This window comes from Prevotella sp. SGI.167 (genome assembly GCF_050313615.1).
Taxonomy (GTDB): domain Bacteria; phylum Bacteroidota; class Bacteroidia; order Bacteroidales; family Bacteroidaceae; genus Prevotella.
Genome location: NZ_JBNPLT010000004.1, coordinates 127,152 through 151,299, shown reverse-complemented (window position 1 = coordinate 151,299; position 24,148 = coordinate 127,152). Strand labels below are relative to the sequence as shown.

Sequence of the window (24,148 nt, the reverse complement as noted above, 5' to 3'; positions counted from 1 at the left end):
GATACAAAAATAATGTGAGAATTGTGTTACTTTAAAGGTTTTTTCGTACTTTTGCACCAAAAAGAAAGATATTTTTATGGAAAATAGGAAACCGTTAGTATTAATTTCGAATGATGATGGCTATCATGCCAATGGAATCAAGACACTGGTCAGCTTCTTGAAGGACTGGTGTGAACTCTTAGTTGTGGCTCCGGAAAGTGCCCGTTCCGGATTCGCCTGTGCCTTTTCGGCTACTACTCCCTTGCGTCTTAAGCGACGTCATAACATGGGCGATGATGTGGTGGTATGGTCGTGTAGCGGAACACCGGTCGACTGTGTGAAACTGGCTTTGGATCAGTTGCTTGATGGTCGCAGACCCGATCTCGTTATCGGCGGTATTAATCATGGGGATAATTCGAGTGTCAACAATCATTATTCCGGCACGATGGGGGTAGCGAAAGAGGGTTGCATGCAGCATATTCCAAGCATCGCCTTCAGTAGTTGCAACTATGATGAAAATGCTGACTTAATGCCTTTGCGTGATGGCGTGCTGAAGGTGGTTAAAATGGTGTTGGAGAAAGGCTTGCCTAAGTATACCTGTCTGAATGTCAATTTTCCAGCCATGCCTCCTTTCAAGGGCTTCAAGGCTTGCCGGATGACGCATGGCTCATGGATCAATGAGGTGGTTCACCGTACGCATCCTCACGGATATGATTACTATTGGATGGTAGGAGAATACTGTAATGACGAGCCTGAGGCTACGGATACCGATCAGTGGGCTGTAAACAATGGATATATAGCCATCACTCCAACTAAGATTGATGTCACGGATTATGATTGGATCAAAAACTTTGAACATTGAACATTGAACTTTATGATGTGCTTTTGCTAGAAAATGACCTTTCATTTATAGCAAGAAAACTAATCATAAAGTTCAATGTTCAAATCTCAAAGTTCAAAGTAAAAAAATAAGTATCATGAAGTATTATTTGATAGTAGGTGAGGCGAGTGGTGATCTGCATGCCAGTAGGTTGATGCGCTCACTGAAAAAAGTGGATGAATTTGCTGAGTTCAGGTTCTTCGGAGGCGATTTGATGGCTGCCGAGGGAGGTACTCGTGTGAAGCATTATAAAGAACTGGCTTATATGGGCTTCGTTCCCGTTCTGTTGCATCTGGGAACCATCTTTTCCAACATGAAGATGTGTAAGGATGATATCGTGAAATGGAAACCTGATGTAGTTATCCTGGTGGATTATCCCGGCTTTAATCTCAATATCGCTAAGTTCTTGAAAAAGAATACGAATATCCCGGCTTATTATTATATTTCTCCTAAGATATGGGCTTGGAAGGAATGGCGAATCCGTAGCATTCGGAGAGACATTGCCGAGATGTTCTCTATCCTGCCTTTCGAGGTGCCTTTCTATGAGAAAAAGCATCACTATCCGATACATTATGTAGGTAATCCTACTGCGCAAGAGGTGAATGAATTCCGTGTCGGATATCAGCAGCCATTTGAGGAGTTCTGTACAGAGAATCAGCTTGATATTCATAGACCAATCCTGGCTTTGTTGGCGGGTAGCAGGTTGCAGGAAATCAAGGATAATCTGCCTGCCATGATTGAGGTAGCTGAACGGTTTGAGGATTTTCAGATGGTTTTGGCTGGTGCGCCTTCCATTGAGGATAAGTATTATGAGCAGTTTGTCAAGGGAACGCCTGTCAAGATGGTGCATAACAAGACCTATCAGTTGCTTTCTCATTCTACGGCAGCTCTGGTAACGAGTGGTACGGCTACGCTGGAAACGGCTCTTTTCAACGTGCCTCAGGTGGTTTGCTACGAGACTCCATTGCCTCGTCTTGTCCGCTTTGCGTTTGATCATATCATGTCGTGCAAGTACATCTCGCTGGTTAATCTGATAGCCGATAAGGAAGTGGTGCAGGAAATGTTTGCCGACCGTTTCAAGATAGATGCCATTGCCGACCAGCTTTATCAGCTGTTGCCAGGTAAAGAGGGTAGAGAACGTATGCTGGCAGAATATCAGGTGGTGCGCGAACGTCTTGGCAATCAGATGGCTCCTGACGAAGCAGCAACCATCATGCATGGCTTGTTGGTTAAGCGCAGAGAGCGACTCCTCCGCCTTGCCAAGGAAAGAGCTGAGGCCGAGGCTGCTGCTGAGGCTGCAAGAAAAAAAGCGGAGGAAGCGAAAAAATTGGCTGAAGAGGAGGCGAAACGTGCTAAACAGGCTGCTGAGCAACTCTGCCAGACGCAGAAGGAAGAAATGGAATAATTGATAGAAAACAAAAAATCCAAGTTAGAGCAAATCTAGCTTGGATTTTTTTTCTTTTATATCGAAAACTTTTGTTGTCTCAAAAACTTATCCGAAAAGCTGCAAGGTATAGAGATAGATTACAGCTGCAGGGATTGCCATGAGGGAGGAGTCGAAACGGTCTAGCATGCCACCATGTCCCGGAAGAATGGTGCCACTGTCCTTCACTCCCAGGGTACGTTTGAAGAGACTTTCTACCAAATCGCCCCAGGTGCCGAAGAACGTAACTACCAATCCCAAGCCTACCCATCCTGGAATGCTCAGGCGATGAGCTGCGCCGTCGTTTGCCAGATAGCCGATGATGATGGCAGCAATGATGACGAAGATGCCACCTCCGATACTGCCTTCCCAACTCTTGGCTGGACTGATACGTGGAAACAGCTTGTGTTTGCCGAAGAGCGAACCGCTACAGTAGGCACCCGTATCGTTGGTCCAGAGGAAGATGAAGATGCTCAAAGGCAAGAGCATGTCATAATGTATCTGTCCGTCGAATGTGGATGTCTCAAACGCAAGTACGTTAATCATTGAGAATGGCAGAGCGATATACATCTGCGAAAGCATGGTATATGCCCAGTCGTTGATGGCGTCCTTGTTGCCCGTGTAAAGTTCTGCAATGAAGAGATAAACGATGGTGAGCAGGTAAGGCACGAAAACGATGAAGTTTGTCACGATGCCGGTACGGAAACCTGCCACGGCAAGAAAGAGATATACGCCTGCCACGGTGGTGATGAAGCGGTTGACAGTTACGTCTTCCTTTCCGTTTACCAGTCCGCAATACTCCCAGATGCTAAGTCCTGTAATGAGGGCGAAGAGAAATACCATCGCTCTAGGATTCAGGAAGCAAGAAACCATACAGGCGACGAAGAGTACGCCTGTAATGGATCTTATCACTAGATTTTTCTGTTTGTCAGTCATGGTTCTGATTATTATTCGTTATTTTTCCCGTTGTTATTCTCACTAGGATTCTCCTTGTCGCTTTCGTTCTCTGGAGTTTCCTCAGAATCGTCAGCGTTCTTCTTAGCCGCTTCGTGCTCTTTGATGGCAGCCTGTACTTCCGGCAGTTCCTTTACTGCATCGTCAATCTTTGGCTGCTCGTCTTCCATGATTTCCTGTGAACGGCTCAACCATGGTCGCTTGCCGAAGATATGCTCTACGTCTTCTGCCATGATTACTTCCTTCTGAATCAGCAGCTCGGCGAGGGCGTTGTGACCTTCCTTGTGCTCCATCAGGATGTTCTTGGCACGGGTATACTGCTCGTTCACCATCTTGAGTACCTCTTCGTCTATCTCGCGGGCTGTTGTCTCTGAGTATGGACGCTGGAATGAATACTCGTTCCGGTTGTAGAAGCAGATATTTGGCAAAGTCTTGCTCATACCCAGGTAGGCTACCATGCCGTATGCACTCTTGGTGGCACGCTCCAGGTCGTTCATCGCTCCTGATGAAATGTGACCCGTGAAGAGTTCCTCGGCGGCACGTCCACCCATCAGTGAGCACATCTCGTCGAGCATCTGCTCCTTGGTGGTAATCTGGCGCTCTTCAGGGAGATACCACGCTGCTCCAAGAGCCTGGCCGCGAGGAACGATGGTTACCTTGATGAGAGGGTTGGCATATTGGCAGAACCATGAGATAGTAGCATGACCAGCCTCATGAAGGGCGATGCTGCGCTTCTCATCGGCAGTCATCACCTTGGTCTTCTTCTCTAATCCGCCTACGATACGGTCTACGGCATCCAGGAAATCCTGTTTGCAGACTGCTTTCTTGTCGTGGCGGGCTGCGATAAGGGCAGCCTCGTTACATACATTGGCGATGTCGGCACCAGAAAAACCTGGAGTCTGACGTGCCAGAAGGTCTACATCTACCGTCTCGTCAATCTTGATAGGCTTGAGGTGAACCAGGAAGATAGCTTTACGCTCGTTCAAACCTGGGAGATCTACGTGGATTTCTCTGTCGAAACGACCCGCACGAAGCAGGGCGCTGTCGAGCATGTCTACGCGGTTGGTGGCTGCCAGGATGATGACACCGCTGTTGGTGCCGAATCCGTCCATCTCGGTAAGGAGGGCATTCAGGGTATTCTCACGTTCATCATTGCCACCCATAGCTGGGTTTTTGCTTCTGGCACGGCCCACGGCATCAATCTCATCGATGAAGATGATGCTAGGTGATTTCTCCTTTGCCTGACGGAAGAGGTCGCGGACACGTGATGCGCCCACACCAACGAACATTTCTACGAAGTCGGAACCGCTCATAGAGAAGAAAGGTACGCCTGCTTCGCCTGCTACAGCCTTTGCCAGAAGAGTCTTACCGGTTCCCGGAGGGCCTACGAGAAGGGCGCCCTTAGGAATCTTACCGCCCAGGTCGGTATATTTTTTAGGGTTCTTGAGGAAGTCAACGATTTCCTGTACTTCCTGCTTGGCTCCTTCCTGTCCGGCAACGTCCTTGAAGGTGATGCCGATGGCATTACCCTTCTCGTACATCTTTGCCTTGCTCTTTCCGACGTTGAAGATTCCGCCACCCATGTTGCTCATGCCGCTGCCCATTCTGCCCGACATCCAATAGATGAAGAGGAAGAAGAGAAGCAGTGGAGCCAGGCTGATAATCAGGTTCCAGAAGTCGTTGTCTTTCTTGTTGTCATAACTGAAAGAACGGATTTTCTTCTCCTTGACCATCTGATTGCCATACCGGTCTACTTCGTCCACAGAACCGAATTGTACTTTTACGTATGGGTTCGGTCCCACGTTCTGTGCGCTCATTTTATATACATCGCGAGTATATTTCGGGTTGATGTATATTTTAAGCGTATTTTCTGTTTTGTTAGCCACTACGCTCAGTACATAGCCTTTGTCAACATACTGTTTGAATTCTGTGTACGTTGCTTCTTTGGCAGCACCTCCGCCTAGGGCATCACCACCACCACTAAAAAACAAAGCTATCAGAGCAATGAGAATAATGGTGTAAAGCCAGTTCATGTTAAATCTAGGCATCTTAGGTCCCTTGCCTCCGCCTTGATTGTTGAAGTTGTTGCTTTGTTCCATATATTAATATGCTTATTATAATAATGTATATCTTTATCCTTGCTTGTACTTATCCTGCAAGCCTGTTCCTCTTAGTCAAGGTTTGGCACATGGGTAAGCTTGGCGTCTGCCCAAAGGTGCTCCAGATCGTAATAGGCTCTCACCTCCGGCAGGAAGATGTGAACCAGTACGTCCACGAAGTCCATGGCTACCCACTGGTCGTTGCCGAGTCCTGCCACGTTGACTGGCTTTTCGCCCAAGTTCTTGCGGCAGATGTCGCCCACTGATTCTGCGATGGCTTCTACCTGGGTAGGGGAGCCACCCTGACAGATGATGAAGTATTTGGCAATGCTGCCATCTATTTCACTGAGGTCTGCGATTACGATATCTTGACCTTTTTTCTCTTGTATACCTTCTTTAATTGTCTCTACGAGTTGCTTAATTGTGTTCATTTATATTTTTACTTGTTGTTTTAATGCTACAAAGATACGCTAATTACATGAAAAATCACTCAAAATCGATAAAAATTGAGTTTTTTTAGAAAAAAGTGGGGAAAAATTTTGGAGATACAAAAAAATGTTGTACCTTTGCAACCGCAAATGAAATCATAACCGATTCTTTTGCTAAGCATATTGGGATATGGTGTAATGGTAACACTACAGATTCTGGTCCTGTCATTCCTGGTTCGAGTCCGGGTATCCCAACTTCGCTTACTTAAGATGGTTTTAATAGAATTTATTGGGATATGGTGTAATGGTAACACTACAGATTCTGGTCCTGTCATTCCTGGTTCGAGTCCGGGTATCCCAACTGGTTAGCATCTTTCAGAAATGGAAGATGCTTTTTTGTTTATAATCCTTGCATGCGAAACTTGGATAAACAACAAAACCCAGGGCAAGCGCCCTGGGTTTTGTTGTTTTATTTGTTCTCGGCATCAATAGCCTTGATCTTCTGCTTGATAATCTCGAGGTCTGCCTTGAGTTTTTCTACCTTACGGTTCATTTCCTCTACGAGGCTGTTGCCCTTCTTGCTGGCTGCATTGAGGAAGCCGAGGTTATTCTCATAGGTAGTAATCTCGTTTCTCAGCTGGTCGTAGCGCCGCAACAACTTGCCACGCTCGTTGTCCAAGGCATTAGTGCCCTGCTCTGCAACATTCTTCAGATTGTTCTTGAAGTTGTTGAGATGACGCTTGCCGTTACTGATGCGCAACTCCTTGTATACCTTGTTCAGTACGCTGTGGTATTCTTCGTACAGCTTGTCTTTCTCCTTGAAAGGAACATGACCAATGGCATTGTATTGTGCGGTCAACTCCTGAACTTTCTTCTGGAAGCCTTCGCCTGCATTTTCGATGAGTTCCTTGAGTTGCGCGATGATGGCACGCTTCTTCTCCAGGTTGGTATGTTCCTCGCTGCGTGTACCGGCATTCTGCTTGTTGCGGGCATCGAAGAACTTGTTGCAGGCAGTCAGGAACTCTTTCCACAGAACGTCGCCCTGCTTGCGAGGTACGACACCTGTTTTCTTCCATTCCTTTTGCAGTGAGATGAGTTTGTCGCCGGTCTTCTTCCACTCTGTGCTGTCGGCTAAAGCTTTAGCCTTTTCCACGAGCTCCTGCTTCTTGGCGATATTGCTGGCATATAGATCCTTCAGTCCCTTGAAGAATTCTGCCTTGTTGCTGAAGAAAGTATCGTTGGCGATACGGAAACGCTCAAAGATCTTCACGTTCATTTTCTGTGGAGCAAAACCGATCTTCTTCCATTCGTGCTGTAACTCAATCACTTCCTTTGTAGCATTCTCCCAGTCAGACGCCTGCTTGTATTCTGTCTGGTTGATGGCCTCAACCTTTTCGCAAAGTGCGGTCTTGTCAGCAAGGTTCTTTTCCTCCTTGGCTCTCAAGTCCTCGAAGTGCTGCTGATGCTTCTTGTTGATGATGGTGCTGGCTGCCTTGAAGCGAGCCCAGATTTCCTCTCTCAGTTCTTTGGCTACAGGACCGATTTCACGATACTGCTGATGGAGATCCTGCAACTGGTGGAAGGCTGAGATGACATCGGTGTCTTCTGCCAGTTTTTCTGCAGCTTCGCACAACTTAGTCTTGGCTTCAAGATTCTTCTTGAAGTCATATTCGCGTGCTTCATTGTTGAGCTTCAGAAGATCGTAGAACTGCTCCACGTAGAGTTGGTAGTTCTTCCATACTTCGTTAGCTTTGTCAGCAGGGATAGCCTTGATTTCCTTCCATTCCTGCTGCAGTGCCTTGAAGTCCTGGTATGATTTGTTAACCTCTTCAGGTGAAGTAGTCATTGCCTTAATCTTCTCGATAATCTCAAGTTTTTTAGCTAAGTTTTCTTGCTTTTCTTCTTCTTGAGCAAGGAAAATCTTAGCTCTTTTTTCCTTGATAATCTGCATTTCTGCCTTAAAGGCTTCTTCAGTATCATCTGGAAGAAGTACATATTTCTCCGGGTCGCCACCTTTTGCGAGATACTCTTTCATCTGAGCATCTCTTTCTGCAAGGTGCAACTTGTAGAAAACTGTCTTTAATAAATCAAGCTCTTCTTTCACAGGAGCTTCTGCACTACGTGCGATTTCTTTTACTCTTTCGAGTACTTCCTGCTTGGAAGAGTATATCTTCTTGGCAGGTTCTTCCATGGTGCCCTGCTGCAGCAGAGCGTTTTCTAGAGAGTCCATCATTTCACTTTGTTTAGTTTATGATTCGAGTTTCTTTGCCGGTAGTCGTTTCCTAAAAAGCGATTCGGCCACACATTGTTATTATTAATAATTTGCAAACTTAAATAAAAAAATCGAATATCTTTGTAAGACATTCGATTTTTTATATTTTTATAACAGTCGCTTATATCTCAGGAAGCCCCACGAGAGACCTGATACTACGAATGAGAGAACCAGGGCGAAGGCGAAGCCGTATGGGCTTTCTTCCATTCCGTTAATCAGGTTCATACCGAAGAGAGAGGAAATCAGAGTTGGCAACATCATGACGATACTGATACTGGTCAAGGTACGCATCGTGGTATTCATGTTGTTGTTGATGATGCTGGAGTAGGTGTCCATGGTTGATTCCAGAATGTCGGAATAGATGCTGGTCGTCTCTCTCGCCTGTGTCATCTCGATATTGACATCTTCAATCAAATCAGCATCCAACTCGTCCACCTGCAACTTGAACTTCAGCTTTGAAAGAAGGTTTTCATTGCCGCGGATTGAAGTGTTGAAGTAGGTGAGAGAGTCTTGCAGGCGGCTGAGTCCTATCAAGCTCTCGTTGTTTACTCCGTGGTCCAGATTGCGCTTGGCTTTCTCGATGAGCGAGTTGATTTGTTTCAATCGTTTCAGATACCATACGGCAGAGGAGAGAAAGAGACGGAATATCATGTCTACATAATCGGTGAATCCCTCGTTGCGCTTCTGCTGATAGCTAACGAAGTCTATCATCATATTGGTCTCGTAATAGCACACGGTTATGGTCACATCGCGCTTGTGGATGATACCCAGAGGCACGGTGGTATACGGCGTACGGCTTCGGATTTCCTTCACGTAAGGGATGCGCAGGATGATGAGCATCCAGCCGTCGTCATATTCGTAGCGGGCACGCTCGTCAGTATCGCTGATGTCCGAGAGGAAATAATCAGGAATCTTGAATTCTTCTTCCAGCAGGCGCTGGTCTTCGTCGGTTGGACATGTTACTTGTATCCAGCAATTTGGCTGCCACTCGTTGAGCACAGTCAGTTTCTTGTCTATATTCCAAAAAGTCTTCATTGTTTGCTATTCTCCACAAAATAAAAGGTTTAGGTATGGAGATTAGCCTGAGGAATCGCCTTGGTGCGATCTTTATGGTTGCTGAATCTCCACGCCTTACTGATTATTGAAATTCTCCGCGTGATAATCGTCCATTTTTGTTAATAATTAATTGAAACTTGTGCAAGGTCGTTGTATCGTATATTACTACGGTATGACAAGCCTCGCGAAATCGCCTGCAAAGTTAATGATTTTAATTGAGAAAAGGGACAAAAAAGCCGAGAAATTTCTTTCCCGGCTTTCTTTTTTAATCTTTTTGTAATTTTCTGCTTGCTTATTTTGCTGGAATTTCAGCCAACAGCTGCTTCATCAGGTTCCAGAAAGGAGCCACGCAGCTAATCTGACAGCGCTCGTTTGCAGTATGAGGGCTGAGCAATGTAGGACCGAAGGAAACCACATCAAGGTGAGGATACTTGCCCAGGATGATAGAGCACTCCAAACCAGCGTGAACAGCCTGAACTACGCCGTCCTTGCCGTTCTGCTCCTTGTAAACCTTCAGTACGTGCTCCAGGATGTCACTCTTAGGGTTAGGGTTCCAGCCGCCGTATGCACCGCTGAATTCAACCTTCATGCCTGCCATGTTGAAGCAGCTCTCCATCATGGTTGCGAGATACATCTTGTAGTACTCGTGGCTGGAACGAGCCAGAATCTTGATGGCTGCCTTGCCTTCGCCAATCTCGATGATGGCGAGGTTTGAAGAGGTTTCTACGATGCCTGGCATAGATGGAGCCATACGCAGTACGCCGTCGTGACAAGCAAAGATGGCATCTACCAGGTTGTCCTGAATCTCCTGAGGAACCTCCTTGGCAGGAGTCTCTACGTTCTCTGTGAAGAACTCTATGTTCTCTGCTACCTCGATACCCTGGAACTCGTCGATGAGTTCATCCTTCCAGTCGGCTACCATGTCGTTCAAAGCCTCTATGTTCTCCTTCGGCAAGGTCAATACTACCTGTGCCTGGAATGGGATGGCATTGCGCATGTTGCCGCCCTGCCATGAAGCCAGACGTGCATCAAGCTCTGAGATAGCCTCACGTACGAAGCGAACCATGCACTTGTTGGCGTTGGCTCTGCCCTCGTTGATCTCGATGCCTGAGTGACCGCCCTTCAAGCCCTTCAGGGTAACCTTAACGGCTGCGTCGTCCTTGTCAGTCTCTACCTCCTGATAGTCGAGTGTTGCTGTGATGTCGATACCGCCAGCGCTGCCGATGACGAACTCGCCCCAAACCTCTGTGTCAAGGTTCAGGAGGATATCGCCGTTCAGCTCGCCCTCAGGAAGACCGTTGGCACCAAACATGCCTGTCTCTTCGTCAGCGGTGATAAGACCCTCTACCGGACCGTGCTGCAAATCCTTAGCTTCCATGACTGCCATGATGGTAGCCACGCCGAGACCGTCGTCGCTTCCGAGGGTAGTATGATTAGCACGAACCCAGTCGCCATCGATGATGGTTTCGATAGGGTCGTTTTCAAAGTCGTGATTGCTCTCAGGTGCTTTCTGAGGAACCATGTCCATGTGAGCCTGGAGGATAACGCCCTTGCGGTTCTCCATACCAGGAGTGGCAGGCTTGCGCATTACGATGTTGCCCGCAGCATCCTGGAATGCCTCTACACCTGCTTCCTTTGCCCAGTTGAGCAAATAAGCTTGAATTTTCCCCAAATGTCCTGATGGACGTGGAACTTGTGTTAACTTGTCGAAGTTGCGCCAGATTTCAACTGGACTCAGATTCTTAATGTCAGCCATAATATTTTTATTTTAATGTTAAATGTTTCATGTTTAATTGGACATACGCCCTAAAGCAAGAGAATTCTTTGCTCTTCACTCTTCGCTTTTAGCTTCTTCGTAAACGCCAGGGCAATCCAGGCATAGATACCCAGAAAGATGACGAGCAGTGTCTGCACCGAGTGGACGATGAGTACGAAGAAGAGGGCATCGTTCTGCTGGATGCCGTAGAGAATGAGCATAGTCTTCACGGCAAAGTGCCACGGACCTGCTCCGTTGGGAGTCGGTACGATGACTGCGATGCTGCCCACGATGAAGGTTACCAGTCCACACATCAGACTGAGATGCGATGTCGCCTCAAAGCACTGGAACGTGAGATAATAGTGGAAGAAGTAACTCAGCCAGATGCCCAGCGTGAGGGCTATATAGAGAGGTACGTTTTTCACGCCCTTCAATGAGATAATGCCCTGCCACAGTCCGCTCAGCGTAGCTTTTACCTTATTATATATAGCGAGTTTCTTCAGCAGGAAGTGCAGCAGGATGAGTACAGCGATGCCGCAGACTACCGTTACGAAATAGCCCGTGGCGGTGAATTTTCCCAGGATGCTGTCCATGCTGGTACCCGTCTTGTCAAAGAAGTTCAGGAATACTGGTATCTGCATCAGAAACACCATTCCGGTGATGAGAAGTATCAGCAGCGAGTCGATGGCTCGCTCCGTAACCACCGTTCCCAGAGCTTTAGGGAAGGATACGCCGTCATATCGTTTCAGCACGGCACATCGTGCAAATTCTCCCGATCTTGGGATGACGAGGCTCAGTGCATATGATAGAAAGATGGAGTTCACGCTTACATGTGTGCGTGCTTTTTCGCCCAGTGGCTCCAATGACTGTTTCCATCTCCATCCCCTGAACAGCTGCGCTGTAATGCCAAAGGGGAACGACAGCAGCATCCAGGTCCAGCTCATCTTGTGGAGCACCACGTCCTCCACCTGCTTGAAGTCGAAACCCCGATACATCCAATAAAGGATGGCACCACCCAGTACGAGCGATAGCCCCACCTTCCAAATGTTGTTTGCTATCTTCTTTATATCCATAATTAGATGCAAAGTTAATACTTTTCTTGTCAATATCGCACGAAAGTGCATATTTTTAGCATAAATAAACGCTTGCCCCTCATTTCTTTCCCTCTTTTTTCTATAAAAGTTTAAAAAAAATGTATTCAATGGGCTATTTCTCGAAAAATAATCGTATTTTTGCAAAAAATATATTTGTAACGTATGAAAGCTGTAAAGCCAAAGAAAAATCTAGGTCAGCACTTCCTTACTGATCTCAACATAGCCAAGCGCATCGCTGATACGGTGGATGCCTGCCCTAATATACCTGTTCTGGAAATCGGACCGGGTATGGGCGTTCTTACCCAATATCTCGTAGAAAAGCCTCGCCCCGTAAAGGCAGTGGAAATCGACTCTGAGTCGGTGGCCTATTTACATGAGAATTTCCCGACGCTCAAGGATAACATCATCGGAGAGGACTTCCTGCGTATGGATCTCAACCAAATATTCGATGGAAAGCAGTTTGTGCTCACGGGCAATTATCCTTACGACATTTCCTCGCAGATCTTCTTCAAGATGCTCGACTACAAGGATCTCATTCCTTGCTGTACGGGTATGATACAGCGCGAGGTGGCACTCCGCATGGCTTCCGAGCCGGGCAACAAGGCATATGGCATCCTCAGCGTGCTCATTCAGGCATGGTATGATGTAGAGTATCTCTTCACCGTAGACGAGGGTGTGTTCAATCCGCCGCCCAAGGTGAAGAGTGCAGTAATCCGTATGACCCGCAACGAGGTGACCGATCTTGGTTGTGATGAGAAACTCTTCAAGCGATTGGTGAAGACCGTGTTCAACCAGCGCCGCAAGATGTTGCGTGTGAGTCTCAAGCAGATGTTCCCTGGTGTAACACCACGTGAGGATTTCTACACCACCGACATCATGACCAAGCGTCCGGAACAGCTCACTATCCAGCAGTTCGTAGAACTGACCAACTATGTGGGCGAAGAATTGAAAAGGTTAGAATTAATAAAATAAAAACATATTATTATGATAGACGTAAAAGAAACTTTGAATTCTGCAGGTGAGCGTATGGAGATGGCAGCAATGTATCTCGCAGAAGAGCTCTCGCATATTCGTGCAGGTCGCGCTAACGTGGCTATCCTCGACGGCGTGCGTGTTAACAGCTATGGCAGTATGGTTCCTCTGAACCAGGTGGCTACCGTAACCACTCCTGATGCCCGTACCATCGCCATTCGCCCTTGGGACAAGAAGGCCATCAAGGACATCGAAAAGGCAATCATGGATAGTGGCGTAGGTATCACTCCTGAGAACAATGGTGAAATCGTACGCCTTGGTATCCCTCAGCCTACAGGTGAGCGCCGTAAGGAACTCGTTAAGCAGTGCAACAAGATTGCTGAGCGTGCCAAGATTGAGGTTCGCAATGTACGTCAGGATATCAAGGAAAAACTGAAGAAGGCCATCAAGGACGGTCTTTCTGAGGACTTGGAGAAGGATGCTGAGAACGATTTGCAGAAGCTTCACGACAAGTACATCAAGCAGCTCGAAGGTTTGATGGACGAGAAGGAAAAGGAAATCATGACAGTCTAAAAAAATAGCTTTTTTAGGCTAACATTATTAATAAATGATAATGAGAGGACTCGTTATTAAGAATACAGGCAGCTGGTACACCGTCAAGACTGACGATGGCCAGCTGATTGAAAGTAAAATTAAAGGCAATTTCCGACTGAAGGGCATCCGCACTACCAATCCGGTGGCTGTGGGCGACTATGTGCAGCTCATCACCAACCAGGAAGGTACCGCCTTCATCTCTTCCATCGAAGACCGCCGAAACTATATCATCCGTAAATCGCCTAATCTCAGCAAGCAGAGTCATATCCTGGCTGCCAATGTAGACCAGGCACTGCTTGTGGTTACGGTGAATTACCCACAGACATCTACCACTTTCATCGACCGATTCCTGGCAGGTGCCGAGGCATATAGAGTGCCAGTCATCATCATCTTCAACAAGACCGATCTTCTTACCGAAGAAGAGCTCCACTATCAGAAGATGATGCGCACACTCTATGAAACCATCGGCTACCAGTGTATTGAACTTTCGGCAGCCACAGGTGAAGGTGTTGACGAATTACGCTCTTTCATCAAGGAGAAGAAATCGCTGCTCAGCGGCAACAGTGGAGTAGGAAAGTCTACCCTCATCAACCAGCTGATTCCTGATGCCGAACAGCGTACAGCCGAAATCAGCGAGGCTCACAACTGCGGTATGCACACCACAACCTTCAGCGAAATGCTGGAGTTGCCGGAAGGTGGCTATCTCATAGATACTCCTGGTATCAAGGGTTTCGGAACCTTTGATATCGAGAAGGAAGAGCTGACCAGTTACTTTAAGGAGATATTCAAGTTCTCACAGGATTGCAAGTTCTCCGACTGCACCCATACCCACGAACCGGGTTGTGCGGTCATCAAGGCGGTAGAGGAGCATTATATCGCAGCCAGCCGCTATCAGAGCTATCTCTCTATGCTCGAGGATAAAGACGAGAATAAGTACAGGGAAGCTTTCTAGAAAGTGAAGAACGAAGAATGAAGAATTTAAAAACGTATTAATGAAGGAACAGAAGGACGTAAGGCAGCGCATCGAGGAAGGTGAGTTTGCTCAGAGTGCCGAGATCAGTGCTAGCTATCTCGACGAGGATATCTTGATTATCGACAATCTCAAGGTTTTGCAGAATCCCGACCCCGTGAGGTTGCAGATGAACATGATTGCATCCTGTCTCAGAGGCTCTTTGAAGGCTGATCTGAACGGACGGGAAGTAGTAGTAGAGAAGGGCGATATTTTTATCAGTCCACCTAATTCCATGCTCTATATCATAGAGGTGTCGTCTAACTTTTTGGGCACTGCAATGTGCGTCAGCAATCATGGCATGATGAACATCCTTCAGTCCAACATCTCGGTATGGAACCGTGCCGTATACATCAGCAAGCTGTCGGTATTGAAGATGAACGAGACCGACCAGGTATTCTATACCAAATTTACCGATCTGGTGCGTCTCTGTCTCGACCCTACTTTCAGCGACCGCAGTTCCTGGAAGCCATATCGTCGTGAAATCGTAGAGACGCTGCTCAAGAGTGCGCTTCTTGCCGTAAGCAATCTGCTTCTCGATGGCTTGCCTAAGGATGCTAGTGTCTCCAGCACGAGTGATCTTTTCGACAAGTTTCTGAAGATGTTGCAGCAGAGCGAAATCAAGCACCAGCCTGTAGAATATTTTGCCCAGCAACTGTGCATTACGCCCAAGTATCTCTCCATTATCAGCAAGCGCCATTCGGGTAAGACGGCGATAGAATGGATTACGGAATATACCCTTGCCGACATCACCTATTATCTCCGTTCTACCACGAAGTCGATTAAGGAAATTTCGGGCATTCTGGGCTTCTCCAACACTTCTTTCTTCGGAAAGTATGTCCGGGAGCATCTCCACATGTCGCCGCTGAAATACCGTGAAAGTTTGAGAAAATAAGAATCCTCAATAGTATATATGCAGTTTGGATATTCAATGGCGCATATATGCAAAAAAAGAAGTCGCTGAAGAATCAGCGACTTCTTTTTGTTTCTAGGGTGGAGCTGGAGGGAATCGAACCCTCGTCCGCACAAGGAAACCATATGCTTTCTACATGCTTATTCCAGACTTCAATTTTCGAGGTATGGCAAGACCTGGACTACCAACCATACCCTTATCCTCTAAAATTTCATCCGGGCAACGAGGCGTACCCGAACTATTTCCGATTTGCCTGCACCGCTTGATCAACAAGATTCGGAACTACATCTGTTGAGCGATGTCCCGTTCCAGCACCTTGTGCCGGAATTAAGTTAACCTACTGTACTTCGATTAAGCAGCGAGAGCGTAGTTATTTTCGCCAATTAATTTTTTGTTCACTATGATTTAGGAGGTAGCCAACGAGCCTCCGCATGCTTACATACCATTTCATCTCGCCGTCAAATCCAGTCAACCCCGAGATTTCTTTGATACTAGGTTGCAAAGATAAAAGGAATTTTTGATATCACCAAATATTTTTGCGTTTTTTTTCAGTTTTCTTCAAAAAAAATGTAAAATCCAAAATATCTGGTGATTTTGGTGGATTCTTACGTACAACATGTGCCTGATAGCTCCATTTTATTTTTTGGGCAATAAGTCCCCTTACCCTCAATCTGACAAGTCAAGGAGTCATTGAAGGAAAATGGAAACTTTAGATATTCAAAAGAATTACCAAAATCAATGTTCAGCAATGGAGTTTGCAATCGCTTCAGAAGCAAATGCTCCTTATCTTGTGAAAAATCGAGAATGGCATCCTTGTCTATCATCTTGATGCGGTTGCTATCGTTTCCAACAAAGAACACCTCTTTCTCTTGTCCAAGATATCTGGAATTGGAGAAATCCCATAGTTGTTCCGAAAAACCAGAACTTTGCGGAACTGTTGCAGTTATAAAGTCATAGTATATGCTGTCACCGCCCTTTGAGAGATTGGCAGTGGCAGTAAGTTCGCGGCTTTGTGCCCCCAAGGAGGCACAATTGCTAACCCTGATGCTAATGTAAATGATTATCTTCTTCATTTTTTTTCTTTTGTTGTTTTAGATATTTCACAGCAATAATTATAGTAACTATTGTGGAAAATGCCAAATAATATATATCAAATAACACCTCATTATATAGGTTGTCTACAACTTCAAAACCATTAGGAACATCAACTAATTTTAAAAATATATAGTCAAAATCTCCATAATGATAGTCTAACATCCAATATATCCATCTCATAAAAATGAGGTAGATATGCAAAGCTACTAAAATTAAAACTAAAATTTTAAATGATTTTCTTTTCATATTCGTTATATGTATATTAAATCAATCTTATCACTTGTCTTTTAGTAACCTTCTTGTACAAAAGATAGATTTTTGGTACTTGCGATAATTTTTAGGAATATCAATATTTGATATTTTTTCTAATGTATCTATCCTACCGGTTTGCGAACTTAATATAATCATTTCTTTTGTATATTTTTTTTACAATAAAAGTAATGCCCGTCATGTCAAGAATGCTGTCTTTTGTAATATTCCATGTCGGAATGTATTGGTAGTCGTATCCATTAAATTCGCTAAAATGCTTTTTGCGCCCATCAAATTGAACACAATTTTCAAACTTGTCAAAATACATATAAACAGATTCTTCTCTACAACAGCCATAATAATTCATGGTATCTGTTGTAGCTCTACCAGCTATATAATGCCAATAGCAATAACTGTCATCTGTAAGAATTTCTTTTATAGTTGCTTTTTTGCAAGATAAGACAGTAGAAAGTATCAGTACTATTGTTCCTAATACGTAATAAGTTCTTTTTTTAGTCGTATACATACTCAAAATGATTATTTCGACGAATAATTTTTCCTATATGCAAAGGTTTTATGGCATTGTTGTACCAAAGTTGCTGGTACTCGCAACTAGGAAGTCTCTTCCAAATGCACCTGCCACGTTCATCATAGCGGTACTCATAGGCAAACTTGCTATTCCCTCCAAGTCCATAGGATGCCGTTTCCACTGGATACCTCAGGCTATTGTAATATGTGACCGTTGTGATGGCTTGGTTGCCAGCGGCATCAAGCATCTGCTTCTCAAGAAGGTAATTCTTGGAAGAGGTCTGTGCTTGTACTGTTAGGTAACAATACAAGATTGGGAGGATAAAAAATTTTTTCTTTTTCATACGCTTGACTTATTATTTATAAACGAAGTTGCATCCTCGCTATTTGATATGCACTTTTTCCGAAAAGGCCTTGCCGTTCACATGGATGTAAAGTACATACTCTCCCAAAGGCAGCCCTGAGCAATCGAAATCTTGCCGATAATCGTTACCAGCCTGCCGTTGCAGGGAAGCAGACTTAAATACCATACCGGAAGTATTGCAGATGAGAAATCTGAGCTGAGCATCTGAGACTAGGGAGTATGACAAACATACCTTCTTGCCATTGACTGATACTTTATAGGAAATGTCACCTTGCTTGGTATTTGATTCCAAACTTATGCCTCGCATTTTATCCTTCAGTTCCTTGTTTTGTTCATCCTCTAGATGGCTCATTCCTTCAATATTGGCAGCATAGGCAAAGGATTGCTCCAAGACTTTGCGTTCTCCCTTTTTGATGGAAGCCTCGATGATTTTCAATATGGGATAACGGTATCCCATGGCGTACCACTCGAAGATTGCAGCTTTGAATTTCATAGGTTCGTCTTGTCTTACCGACATGAGACTGTCCTTTGAAACATCGATGTTGGCAACGATGTTCCTTTGTATTAATAACGTATTGTTGAGAGAATCATTGTATGGCATGATTAATTTTCCCTTTGCCATGGCTTTGGTGCAGCAAGTACCTGATAACACAAGTTTGTTCTTTGAGCAATAAGTCCCCTTGCCCTCAATCTGACAGACCAAGGAATCATTGAGGGGAAATGGGAACTTGAGATATTCAAAAGAATTACCAAAATCAATGTTCAGCAATGGGGTTTGCAATCGCTCCAGAAGCAAATGCTCCTTATCTTGTGATAAATCGAGAATGGCATCCTTGTCTATCATCTTGATGCGGTTGCTATCGTTTCCTACAAAGTACACTTCTTTCTCTTGCCCAAGATATTTGGAATTGGAGAAATCCCATAGTTGTTCCGAAAAACTAGAACTTTGCGGAACTGTCGCAGTTATAAAGTCATAGTGTATGCTGTCACCGCCTTTTGAGAGATTGGCGGTGGTAGTAAGTTCGCGGCTTTGTACCCCCAAGGAGGCACAATTGCTAAACATAATACTAATGTAAATGATTATCTTCCTCATTTTTTTTCTTTTGTTGTTTTAAATATTTCACAGCAATAATTATTGTAACTATTGTGGAAAAAGCCAAATAATATATATCAAATAGTATTTCTGAATGTAAATCTTTTAATACCTTATGAGTATCATTTTGATTAACAGGAAACTCGATATAGTAAAAATGGCCATAATTCCAATCTAGCATCCAATATACCCATCGCATTAATATAATATAAATATGTAGGACTACTAAAATTAAAACTAAAATTTTAAATGATTTTCTTTTCATTTCTTTTGTGTTATTATAAAATTCATGACTATCTTTTCATTAATATGAACTTACTCTTAAATTAAATCAACTAAGAGGCATTCGTTTTGTAAGAATATTCTTCGTAAGAAGACACTCTGCGAGTAGTACTATAAAATATTTTTTCCTTCTTTAATTTTCCATCTTGATATTCAAAGATAATATTAACATCAGTCTTCTTGCCCTTAAACAATGCTTTGGTTAAGAATCCATTATGTATATTTATATACATGCTCTCCAATGGTTCATAACGATATGTTTCTAATTCGGCAAAAAAACGAAATTTCATATTGATTTTTTTATATTTGATGCGATAACTATCCTTATTGAATACAATTGTCTGTCTTTTTTCAACAAAAGCACTATCGTCGGTTATTTCAGAATCAATAGTAGCTAAAAAATACAAAATTCGTTCTTGCAATTGCTTATATTTTATCATATGATAAATATAATTGTTTTGTAAAGACTCATCAAATTCACAATAATAGTATTTTATATATGGATATAATGGCATTTCTACTATACTATCCCCTTGAAGATGAAAGCACAACACGTCATTGCCATCATATACTAAAGAATCTTTAGGAGTATGCTGTTCATAGCAGACTATACTCTGTAACTTTACTTTTTCATAATTTCGTTTTTCTATCAATTCCCCATTATGAAAAGTAAAGAAACTTTGTGCAAGCATATTACAACTTACAAAAAGACATATTATAAAAACATATTTTTTCATTTTAATTCCCTCCAAAAGATAGTTAAACCATACTGGGCAACAGATTGTAATCTTATTTTGTTATTTATAAACGAAGTTGCATCCTCGCTATTTGATGTGCACTTTTTCCGAAAAGGCTTTGCCGTTCACATGGATGTAAAGTACATACTCTCCCAAAGGCAGCCCTGAGCAATCGAAATCTTTCCGATAATCGTTACCAGCTTGCTGTTGTAGGGAAGCAGACTTGAATACAATGCCTAAAGCAGCACTACAGTGGTACCAATTCGCCGATACTATCATATTATGGCAATGCAACTTTTCACAACAATGTATTATTGTCTATTTGATAGATATTTAATATTGTTATGCAAAAATGAAACAATTGTAATACCAACCTATTTTACATGATTAATATATTGAACTTGACCATCGTCTTTCTTGATTACAATGATTGCCGTTCCTCCTGTCTCACCTTTGCTTAGGCTACCTTCTATCACCCAAAAACGATTGTTGATAAGAGTTATTTTAAGTGGGTATTCATTTTTTATTTGATTACCACCATATATGTTTGATAATATCGTATTTGCAATCGTATATGCCATATTTGCATTTTCAACAATTCCATTTTTTTTATTATACACACCATATGGGTCCACCCCATCCCCATACTCAATATCGTTAAAATTACTCCTATAATTTTCTGAGATAAGTGAATCAACGCAATTTCCAATATAAATATATTTATTGGAAATATCAGTACCCTGTCTTGTAAAATGACAGCAAGAATAGCCTATTGCAAAAAAGAAGACTGAAGCCGAAAATAGCACTAAGTTTTTTTCATTTTTATTAAAAAGTTTGATATAAAAAATTATTAACATCTATTTTTTGTACTATAGTTTTTTCTATAGAAATATAATTGATATTATTTTCATTAAGTCTATCAGGATCATTGCTGTCACTTGGCAGCTTGGATTATCCAGCTGTAAGCTGTCTGGCTTACTCTGAGAACATGCACTTGGCACCACCATAAGCAAAAATGCCAATAAAGAAATACTAAAATACTTACTCATAGGCGAACGGACGATAAAAGGTGATTAATGTCTATTAACTTGTGGCAAAGTTAAGGAAAAATACGCAATGTTGTTTTTCGCACAGATGTAAATTATAAAAAAATAACTGTCACCTTAAGGCTTTAACTACCAGTCATTTTGGATATAGGAATACATGACTTCAAGTGGATGGTGTGTCATGGCTACTTTGGGCAGGATGCAGCCCACTGGCGAAGAAGAGTTTTGGACCTAAAAATAATAGTTCTTTGCAAGGTTTGCAGCAAACGTTGCAAACTTTGCAGAAACTAAGACTTGGTACGGAGAGGGTACGGAGCAGGTACGGAGCAGGTCCTGCTTTAAGCAGAAAAAGAGAAGCTTTTTCAAAGCTGTTTTTCTATCCAAGCCATCAGTACCGTTACCGCATATTGCTGCTCTTCTTCTGTCAACTGTCTTCCGGCAGGTATATGATGCCATTTGAAGAAGCATCCACGACAGCAGCAGCCTGTAGCATGCTGGGCTATAAATACAGGATGACCTCTCATCGGCGTCTGCTTGCCGTCATTTGGAATCACAGCAGGAGCAAGGCGTTTGGCTACGAAATCCTCCGCATGTTTACGGATGGTAGCCAAGCCCTTTTCTGCAATATAATCCTTATCCCTCTTCGATAGATGGAATCGACTGCGGAAAGTTGATTTGGAAAGTCTTGCAAACAGCTCTGTCAAGTCGTACTCTTTGCCTGGAGAAGTATGGTTTACCTTGCTTTCTGAAGAGATAGAGTCTTTCTGATGATTCTCTTCCTCTGCAGAAAACAAATCCAGTTCAATATATTTTGGTTGGCTTACTGCTGAATCTTTTCTCATAATTATTCTCTTTTTTCATCCGTTTTTTCAACGCTTCTCTTCTGCGTATTCGGCAAGAAGCCTGCTATGATGCCGAGCAATGGCAGGAAGGCACTCACCTGGAAGATGAATTCAATGCTTGTCTTGTCGGCCAGCCAGCCGAAGAAAGCGGAGCCCAAACCTCCCAAACCGAACATCAGTCCGAAGAAGATGCCAGCTATCAATCCCACTTTATCGGGCATCAGGTCGGTGGCATATACCACGATGGAAGAGAATGCCGAAGCGATAATCAGTCCTGACAGGAATGTACAGATGATGGCCCACGTGAAGTTGACGAAAGGCATGGCGATGGCGAAAGGTGCAGCACCCAGAATGGAGAACCAGATGACATACTTTCTGCCAAATTTATCGCCCAGCATGCCACCTGCCACTGTTCCTATGGCAAAGGCGGCAAGGAATACGAAGAGGCACAACTGTGAAGTCTGTACAGATACACCGAACTTATCTATCAGGAAGAAGGTGAAGTAGCTTGTGATGCAAGCTGTATAGAAATACTTGGAGAACACGAGCATGATGAGGATGAACAGTGCCCAATATTTCACCCTTTTAGAAATATGGGTATTGAGAAGCGGTTGTTTCTGCGGATGGTTCACTACGTAAGCTAGTCGTGCCTTGTACCAGACTCCCAATCTTACCATGATGATGGCGGCGAGCAGGGCAGCAAGGGCAAACCAGGAGATGGCATGCTGTCCGAAAGGCAGGATGATGATGGCGGCAAGCAGCGGTCCTACAGCAGAACCGCCATTGCCACCCACCTGGAAGATGGATTGAGCCAGACTCTTCTTGCCTCCCGATGCCATCTGTGCCACTCTCGAAGCTGTGGGATGAAACACGGACGAACCCAGACCTACGACGCTTACCGCCAGGAGAATCAGAAAATAATTCTCGGCGAAGGCCAGCAGGAGCAGGCCCACCAATGTGAAGCACATGCCGATGGAGAGCGCATAGGGACGGGGATGCTTGTCGGCATACAGTCCTGTGAAAGGTTGCAGGATGGAAGATGTCATCTGGAAGAACAGCGTGATGATACCTATCTGTGCAAACGAGAAGTCGAACTTATCCTTCATAATCGGATAGATGGAAGGGATAATCGACTGAATCATATCATTCAGAAAATGGGAAATGCTGCAGATGATGAGCATGGAATATACTGTGCCCTCTATCATCCTGGGATTACCCTTGATTTTGTTACCTATTGACTTAATATTCATCTCTTTTGTTGTTTGTTTTTCTTACTAATCTTATTTGAAAATCAACATTTTATGTTGTTCTTGTTCTGCTTCAAGCTCCAATAAAAATCTCTTTGTGGCCAATCCTCCGGCAAAGCCCGTCAGGGAATGGTTGCTGCCGATAACCCGGTGGCAGGGTATGAGAATGCTGATGCCATTGGATCCGATTGCTCCTGCCACGGCTCTTGTGCCATTGGGGGTACCCATACTTATGGCTATTTCCTTATAGCTTCTGGTTTCACCGTATGGTATATCGAGCAATGCGTTCCATACTTTTTTCTGAAAATCAGTTCCTACAGGATGCAACGGAATATCGAATGTCTTGCGATTGCCGGTAAAATATTCATCCAGTTGCTTTTTGGTCTGTTCCAGGATATAAGATGTTTCTGTCTTGAACTCAGCCTTTATATACCTCAAAAGTCGAAGTTTATTGCGCTCAGCACATGGCATTTCATTCCAATCACATAGGCACAATTCATCACCCACCGATGCCAAGATGATTTCTCCACAAGGCGAATTGTAATATTGAATGTTTACTTGCTGCATTGTATTAAATACTATTTCATTACTTCTTGAATTTTCATACTTACGACTGAGTCATATTGTACTTTGCTGCAAAAATAACAAAAAATATTGGATTTGGCAAAAAAGTAGGATGGAATATTCTTTTTAACTCAACAGTTTGAAAACTCTAAGGGACATTATATAAAGCTGTCATAGGCATGTATCAAAAAAGAAAAAGGCAATTGTTAGCATTCTAGAAGATGCTTACAACTGCCTTTCCTTTTTATAATATATGGAAACTACTGTTTAAATTCTCTCAAATGAGAAGAAACATCGCTTTTAAGCGAAGTCCTTCATGTTTGTTCTTGCACCATACTCAGCGCAAGCTGCAACTACCATTGCAAATACAATTCCTAATACTATCATAATTTTTCCCTTTCTCTCAAAAAACTGTTAACCAAATTTTTACCTTTTAGCTGAAGCTTTATTGAAAGCATCCTGAGATGCTTCTCAAAGCCAGCTTACTTACCGAGGCTAATCTTCTTGTTGACATTTACAACCTCAGCAAAAAGGGCAGCTACAACTGCCAATGTCATTCCTAATACCATCATCATAATTGTTATCCTTTCTTTACTTTATTATTCTTTATTTTATCTTTTCGAGTGCAAAGGTAATGCCTTTTTGTGTACGCACACGATGTTTTTGGAAGAA

24 protein-coding genes, 2 tRNA genes and 1 other RNA gene are annotated in these 24,148 nt (G+C 43.7%); 8 read left to right on the top strand and 19 right to left on the bottom strand.

Translation table 11 applies throughout. The features are described 5' to 3' along the window. Positions 1–76 precede the first annotated feature (76 nt). Positions 77–841: a 5'/3'-nucleotidase SurE gene (surE, locus tag ACQRBJ_RS03810; protein ID WP_445302889.1), complete on the top strand. Its 765-nt coding sequence runs from the start codon at positions 77–79 to the stop codon at positions 839–841. 115 nt (positions 842–956) lie between these two features. Further along, entirely contained in the window at positions 957–2,264 is a 1,308-nt protein-coding gene (gene lpxB / locus ACQRBJ_RS03805) for a lipid-A-disaccharide synthase (protein ID WP_445302888.1), read from the top strand. An 87-nt stretch (positions 2,265–2,351) separates the two neighbouring features. Here lpxB and ACQRBJ_RS03800 read toward each other — a convergent pair whose 3' ends face one another. The 3 genes from ACQRBJ_RS03800 to rsfS all read right to left on the bottom strand — a co-directional run bounded on the left by ACQRBJ_RS03800 (position 2,352) and on the right by rsfS (position 5,766). Next, positions 2,352–3,218 (bottom strand): phosphatidate cytidylyltransferase, encoded by an 867-nt coding sequence (locus tag ACQRBJ_RS03800; protein ID WP_153125404.1) that lies wholly within the window; start codon positions 3,216–3,218, stop codon positions 2,352–2,354. Positions 3,219–3,229: 11 nt separating this feature from the next. Beyond that, positions 3,230–5,335: an ATP-dependent zinc metalloprotease FtsH gene (ftsH, locus tag ACQRBJ_RS03795; protein ID WP_153125402.1), complete on the bottom strand. Its 2,106-nt coding sequence runs from the start codon at positions 5,333–5,335 to the stop codon at positions 3,230–3,232. A gap of 71 nt (positions 5,336–5,406) precedes the next feature. Further along, positions 5,407–5,766: a ribosome silencing factor gene (gene rsfS / locus ACQRBJ_RS03790; protein WP_153125400.1), complete on the bottom strand. Its 360-nt coding sequence runs from the start codon at positions 5,764–5,766 to the stop codon at positions 5,407–5,409. Between the two features lie 181 nt (positions 5,767–5,947). Here rsfS and ACQRBJ_RS03785 point away from each other — a divergent pair. Next, positions 5,948–6,018: transfer RNA gene (locus ACQRBJ_RS03785), tRNA-Gln, on the top strand. Positions 6,019–6,053: 35 nt separating this feature from the next. Beyond that, positions 6,054–6,124: transfer RNA gene (locus tag ACQRBJ_RS03780), tRNA-Gln, on the top strand. 108 nt (positions 6,125–6,232) lie between these two features. Here the strand turns inward: ACQRBJ_RS03780 and ACQRBJ_RS03775 are convergent. The 4 genes from ACQRBJ_RS03775 to ACQRBJ_RS03760 all read right to left on the bottom strand — a co-directional run bounded on the left by ACQRBJ_RS03775 (position 6,233) and on the right by ACQRBJ_RS03760 (position 11,920). Beyond that, positions 6,233–7,996, bottom strand: a complete 1,764-nt coding sequence (locus tag ACQRBJ_RS03775) for a DUF349 domain-containing protein (protein ID WP_445302887.1) — start codon at positions 7,994–7,996, stop codon at positions 6,233–6,235. A 147-nt stretch (positions 7,997–8,143) separates the two neighbouring features. Continuing rightward, positions 8,144–9,070: a magnesium transporter CorA family protein gene (locus ACQRBJ_RS03770; RefSeq protein ID WP_153125396.1), complete on the bottom strand. Its 927-nt coding sequence runs from the start codon at positions 9,068–9,070 to the stop codon at positions 8,144–8,146. Between the two features lie 313 nt (positions 9,071–9,383). Continuing rightward, positions 9,384–10,847, bottom strand: coding sequence for an aminoacyl-histidine dipeptidase (locus tag ACQRBJ_RS03765; RefSeq protein ID WP_294970675.1), 1,464 nt, complete (start codon positions 10,845–10,847; stop codon positions 9,384–9,386). 50 nt (positions 10,848–10,897) lie between these two features. Continuing rightward, positions 10,898–11,920 (bottom strand): lysylphosphatidylglycerol synthase transmembrane domain-containing protein, encoded by a 1,023-nt coding sequence (locus tag ACQRBJ_RS03760; RefSeq protein WP_441932689.1) that lies wholly within the window; start codon positions 11,918–11,920, stop codon positions 10,898–10,900. 183 nt (positions 11,921–12,103) lie between these two features. Here ACQRBJ_RS03760 and rsmA point away from each other — a divergent pair, with 183 nt between their 5' ends. Genes rsmA through ACQRBJ_RS03740 form a run of 4 tightly spaced genes read left to right on the top strand, consistent with a single transcriptional unit; the run spans position 12,104 to position 15,411 of the window. Next, on the top strand, positions 12,104–12,913 hold the full coding sequence (gene rsmA, locus ACQRBJ_RS03755) for a 16S rRNA (adenine(1518)-N(6)/adenine(1519)-N(6))-dimethyltransferase RsmA (protein ID WP_153125390.1): 810 nt from the start codon (positions 12,104–12,106) through the stop codon (positions 12,911–12,913). Positions 12,914–12,925: 12 nt separating this feature from the next. After that, positions 12,926–13,486: a ribosome recycling factor gene (gene frr / locus ACQRBJ_RS03750; RefSeq protein WP_294970679.1), complete on the top strand. Its 561-nt coding sequence runs from the start codon at positions 12,926–12,928 to the stop codon at positions 13,484–13,486. Between the two features lie 40 nt (positions 13,487–13,526). Beyond that, a complete protein-coding gene (rsgA, locus tag ACQRBJ_RS03745) occupies positions 13,527–14,459 on the top strand; it encodes a ribosome small subunit-dependent GTPase A (RefSeq protein ID WP_441935997.1) in 933 nt (310 codons plus the stop codon). Positions 14,460–14,499: 40 nt separating this feature from the next. Further along, positions 14,500–15,411: a helix-turn-helix domain-containing protein gene (locus tag ACQRBJ_RS03740; protein ID WP_445302886.1), complete on the top strand. Its 912-nt coding sequence runs from the start codon at positions 14,500–14,502 to the stop codon at positions 15,409–15,411. Between the two features lie 96 nt (positions 15,412–15,507). Here the strand turns inward: ACQRBJ_RS03740 and ssrA are convergent. The 12 genes from ssrA to ACQRBJ_RS03680 form a co-directional block, all read right to left on the bottom strand. Further along, positions 15,508–15,905: a transfer-messenger RNA gene (gene ssrA, locus ACQRBJ_RS03735) on the bottom strand. Between the two features lie 129 nt (positions 15,906–16,034). After that, entirely contained in the window at positions 16,035–16,502 is a 468-nt protein-coding gene (locus ACQRBJ_RS03730; RefSeq protein WP_445302885.1) for a hypothetical protein, read from the bottom strand. After that, on the bottom strand, positions 16,477–16,770 hold the full coding sequence (locus ACQRBJ_RS03725) for a hypothetical protein (RefSeq protein WP_217761588.1): 294 nt from the start codon (positions 16,768–16,770) through the stop codon (positions 16,477–16,479). The genes ACQRBJ_RS03730 and ACQRBJ_RS03725 overlap by 26 nt, the downstream gene beginning before the upstream one ends. A gap of 133 nt (positions 16,771–16,903) precedes the next feature. After that, entirely contained in the window at positions 16,904–17,299 is a 396-nt protein-coding gene (locus ACQRBJ_RS03720; protein WP_445302884.1) for a hypothetical protein, read from the bottom strand. After that, positions 17,286–17,645, bottom strand: a complete 360-nt coding sequence (locus tag ACQRBJ_RS03715; protein WP_445302883.1) for a hypothetical protein — start codon at positions 17,643–17,645, stop codon at positions 17,286–17,288. Before ACQRBJ_RS03715 ends, ACQRBJ_RS03720 begins: the two co-directional genes overlap by 14 nt. A 39-nt stretch (positions 17,646–17,684) precedes the next feature. Next, on the bottom strand, positions 17,685–18,728 hold the full coding sequence (locus ACQRBJ_RS03710; protein ID WP_445302882.1) for a hypothetical protein: 1,044 nt from the start codon (positions 18,726–18,728) through the stop codon (positions 17,685–17,687). Positions 18,729–18,732: 4 nt separating this feature from the next. Next, the gene (locus ACQRBJ_RS03705; protein ID WP_218416484.1) at positions 18,733–19,023 is read right to left on the bottom strand and encodes a hypothetical protein; all 291 of its coding nucleotides are present in this window, start codon (positions 19,021–19,023) and stop codon (positions 18,733–18,735) included. Between the two features lie 70 nt (positions 19,024–19,093). Continuing rightward, on the bottom strand, positions 19,094–19,777 hold the full coding sequence (locus tag ACQRBJ_RS03700) for a hypothetical protein (RefSeq protein ID WP_445302881.1): 684 nt from the start codon (positions 19,775–19,777) through the stop codon (positions 19,094–19,096). 374 nt (positions 19,778–20,151) lie between these two features. Next, complete coding sequence (locus tag ACQRBJ_RS03695) at positions 20,152–20,634, bottom strand: YbbC/YhhH family protein (RefSeq protein ID WP_445302880.1); 483 nt, start codon at positions 20,632–20,634, stop codon at positions 20,152–20,154. 551 nt (positions 20,635–21,185) lie between these two features. Beyond that, positions 21,186–21,665, bottom strand: a complete 480-nt coding sequence (locus tag ACQRBJ_RS03690) for a DUF4186 domain-containing protein (protein ID WP_445302879.1) — start codon at positions 21,663–21,665, stop codon at positions 21,186–21,188. Between the two features lie 2 nt (positions 21,666–21,667). Then, the gene (locus tag ACQRBJ_RS03685) at positions 21,668–22,915 is read right to left on the bottom strand and encodes an MFS transporter (protein ID WP_217762071.1); all 1,248 of its coding nucleotides are present in this window, start codon (positions 22,913–22,915) and stop codon (positions 21,668–21,670) included. Between the two features lie 30 nt (positions 22,916–22,945). Beyond that, on the bottom strand, positions 22,946–23,479 hold the full coding sequence (locus ACQRBJ_RS03680; protein WP_445302878.1) for a methylated-DNA--[protein]-cysteine S-methyltransferase: 534 nt from the start codon (positions 23,477–23,479) through the stop codon (positions 22,946–22,948). Between the last annotated feature and the right edge of the window lie 669 nt (positions 23,480–24,148).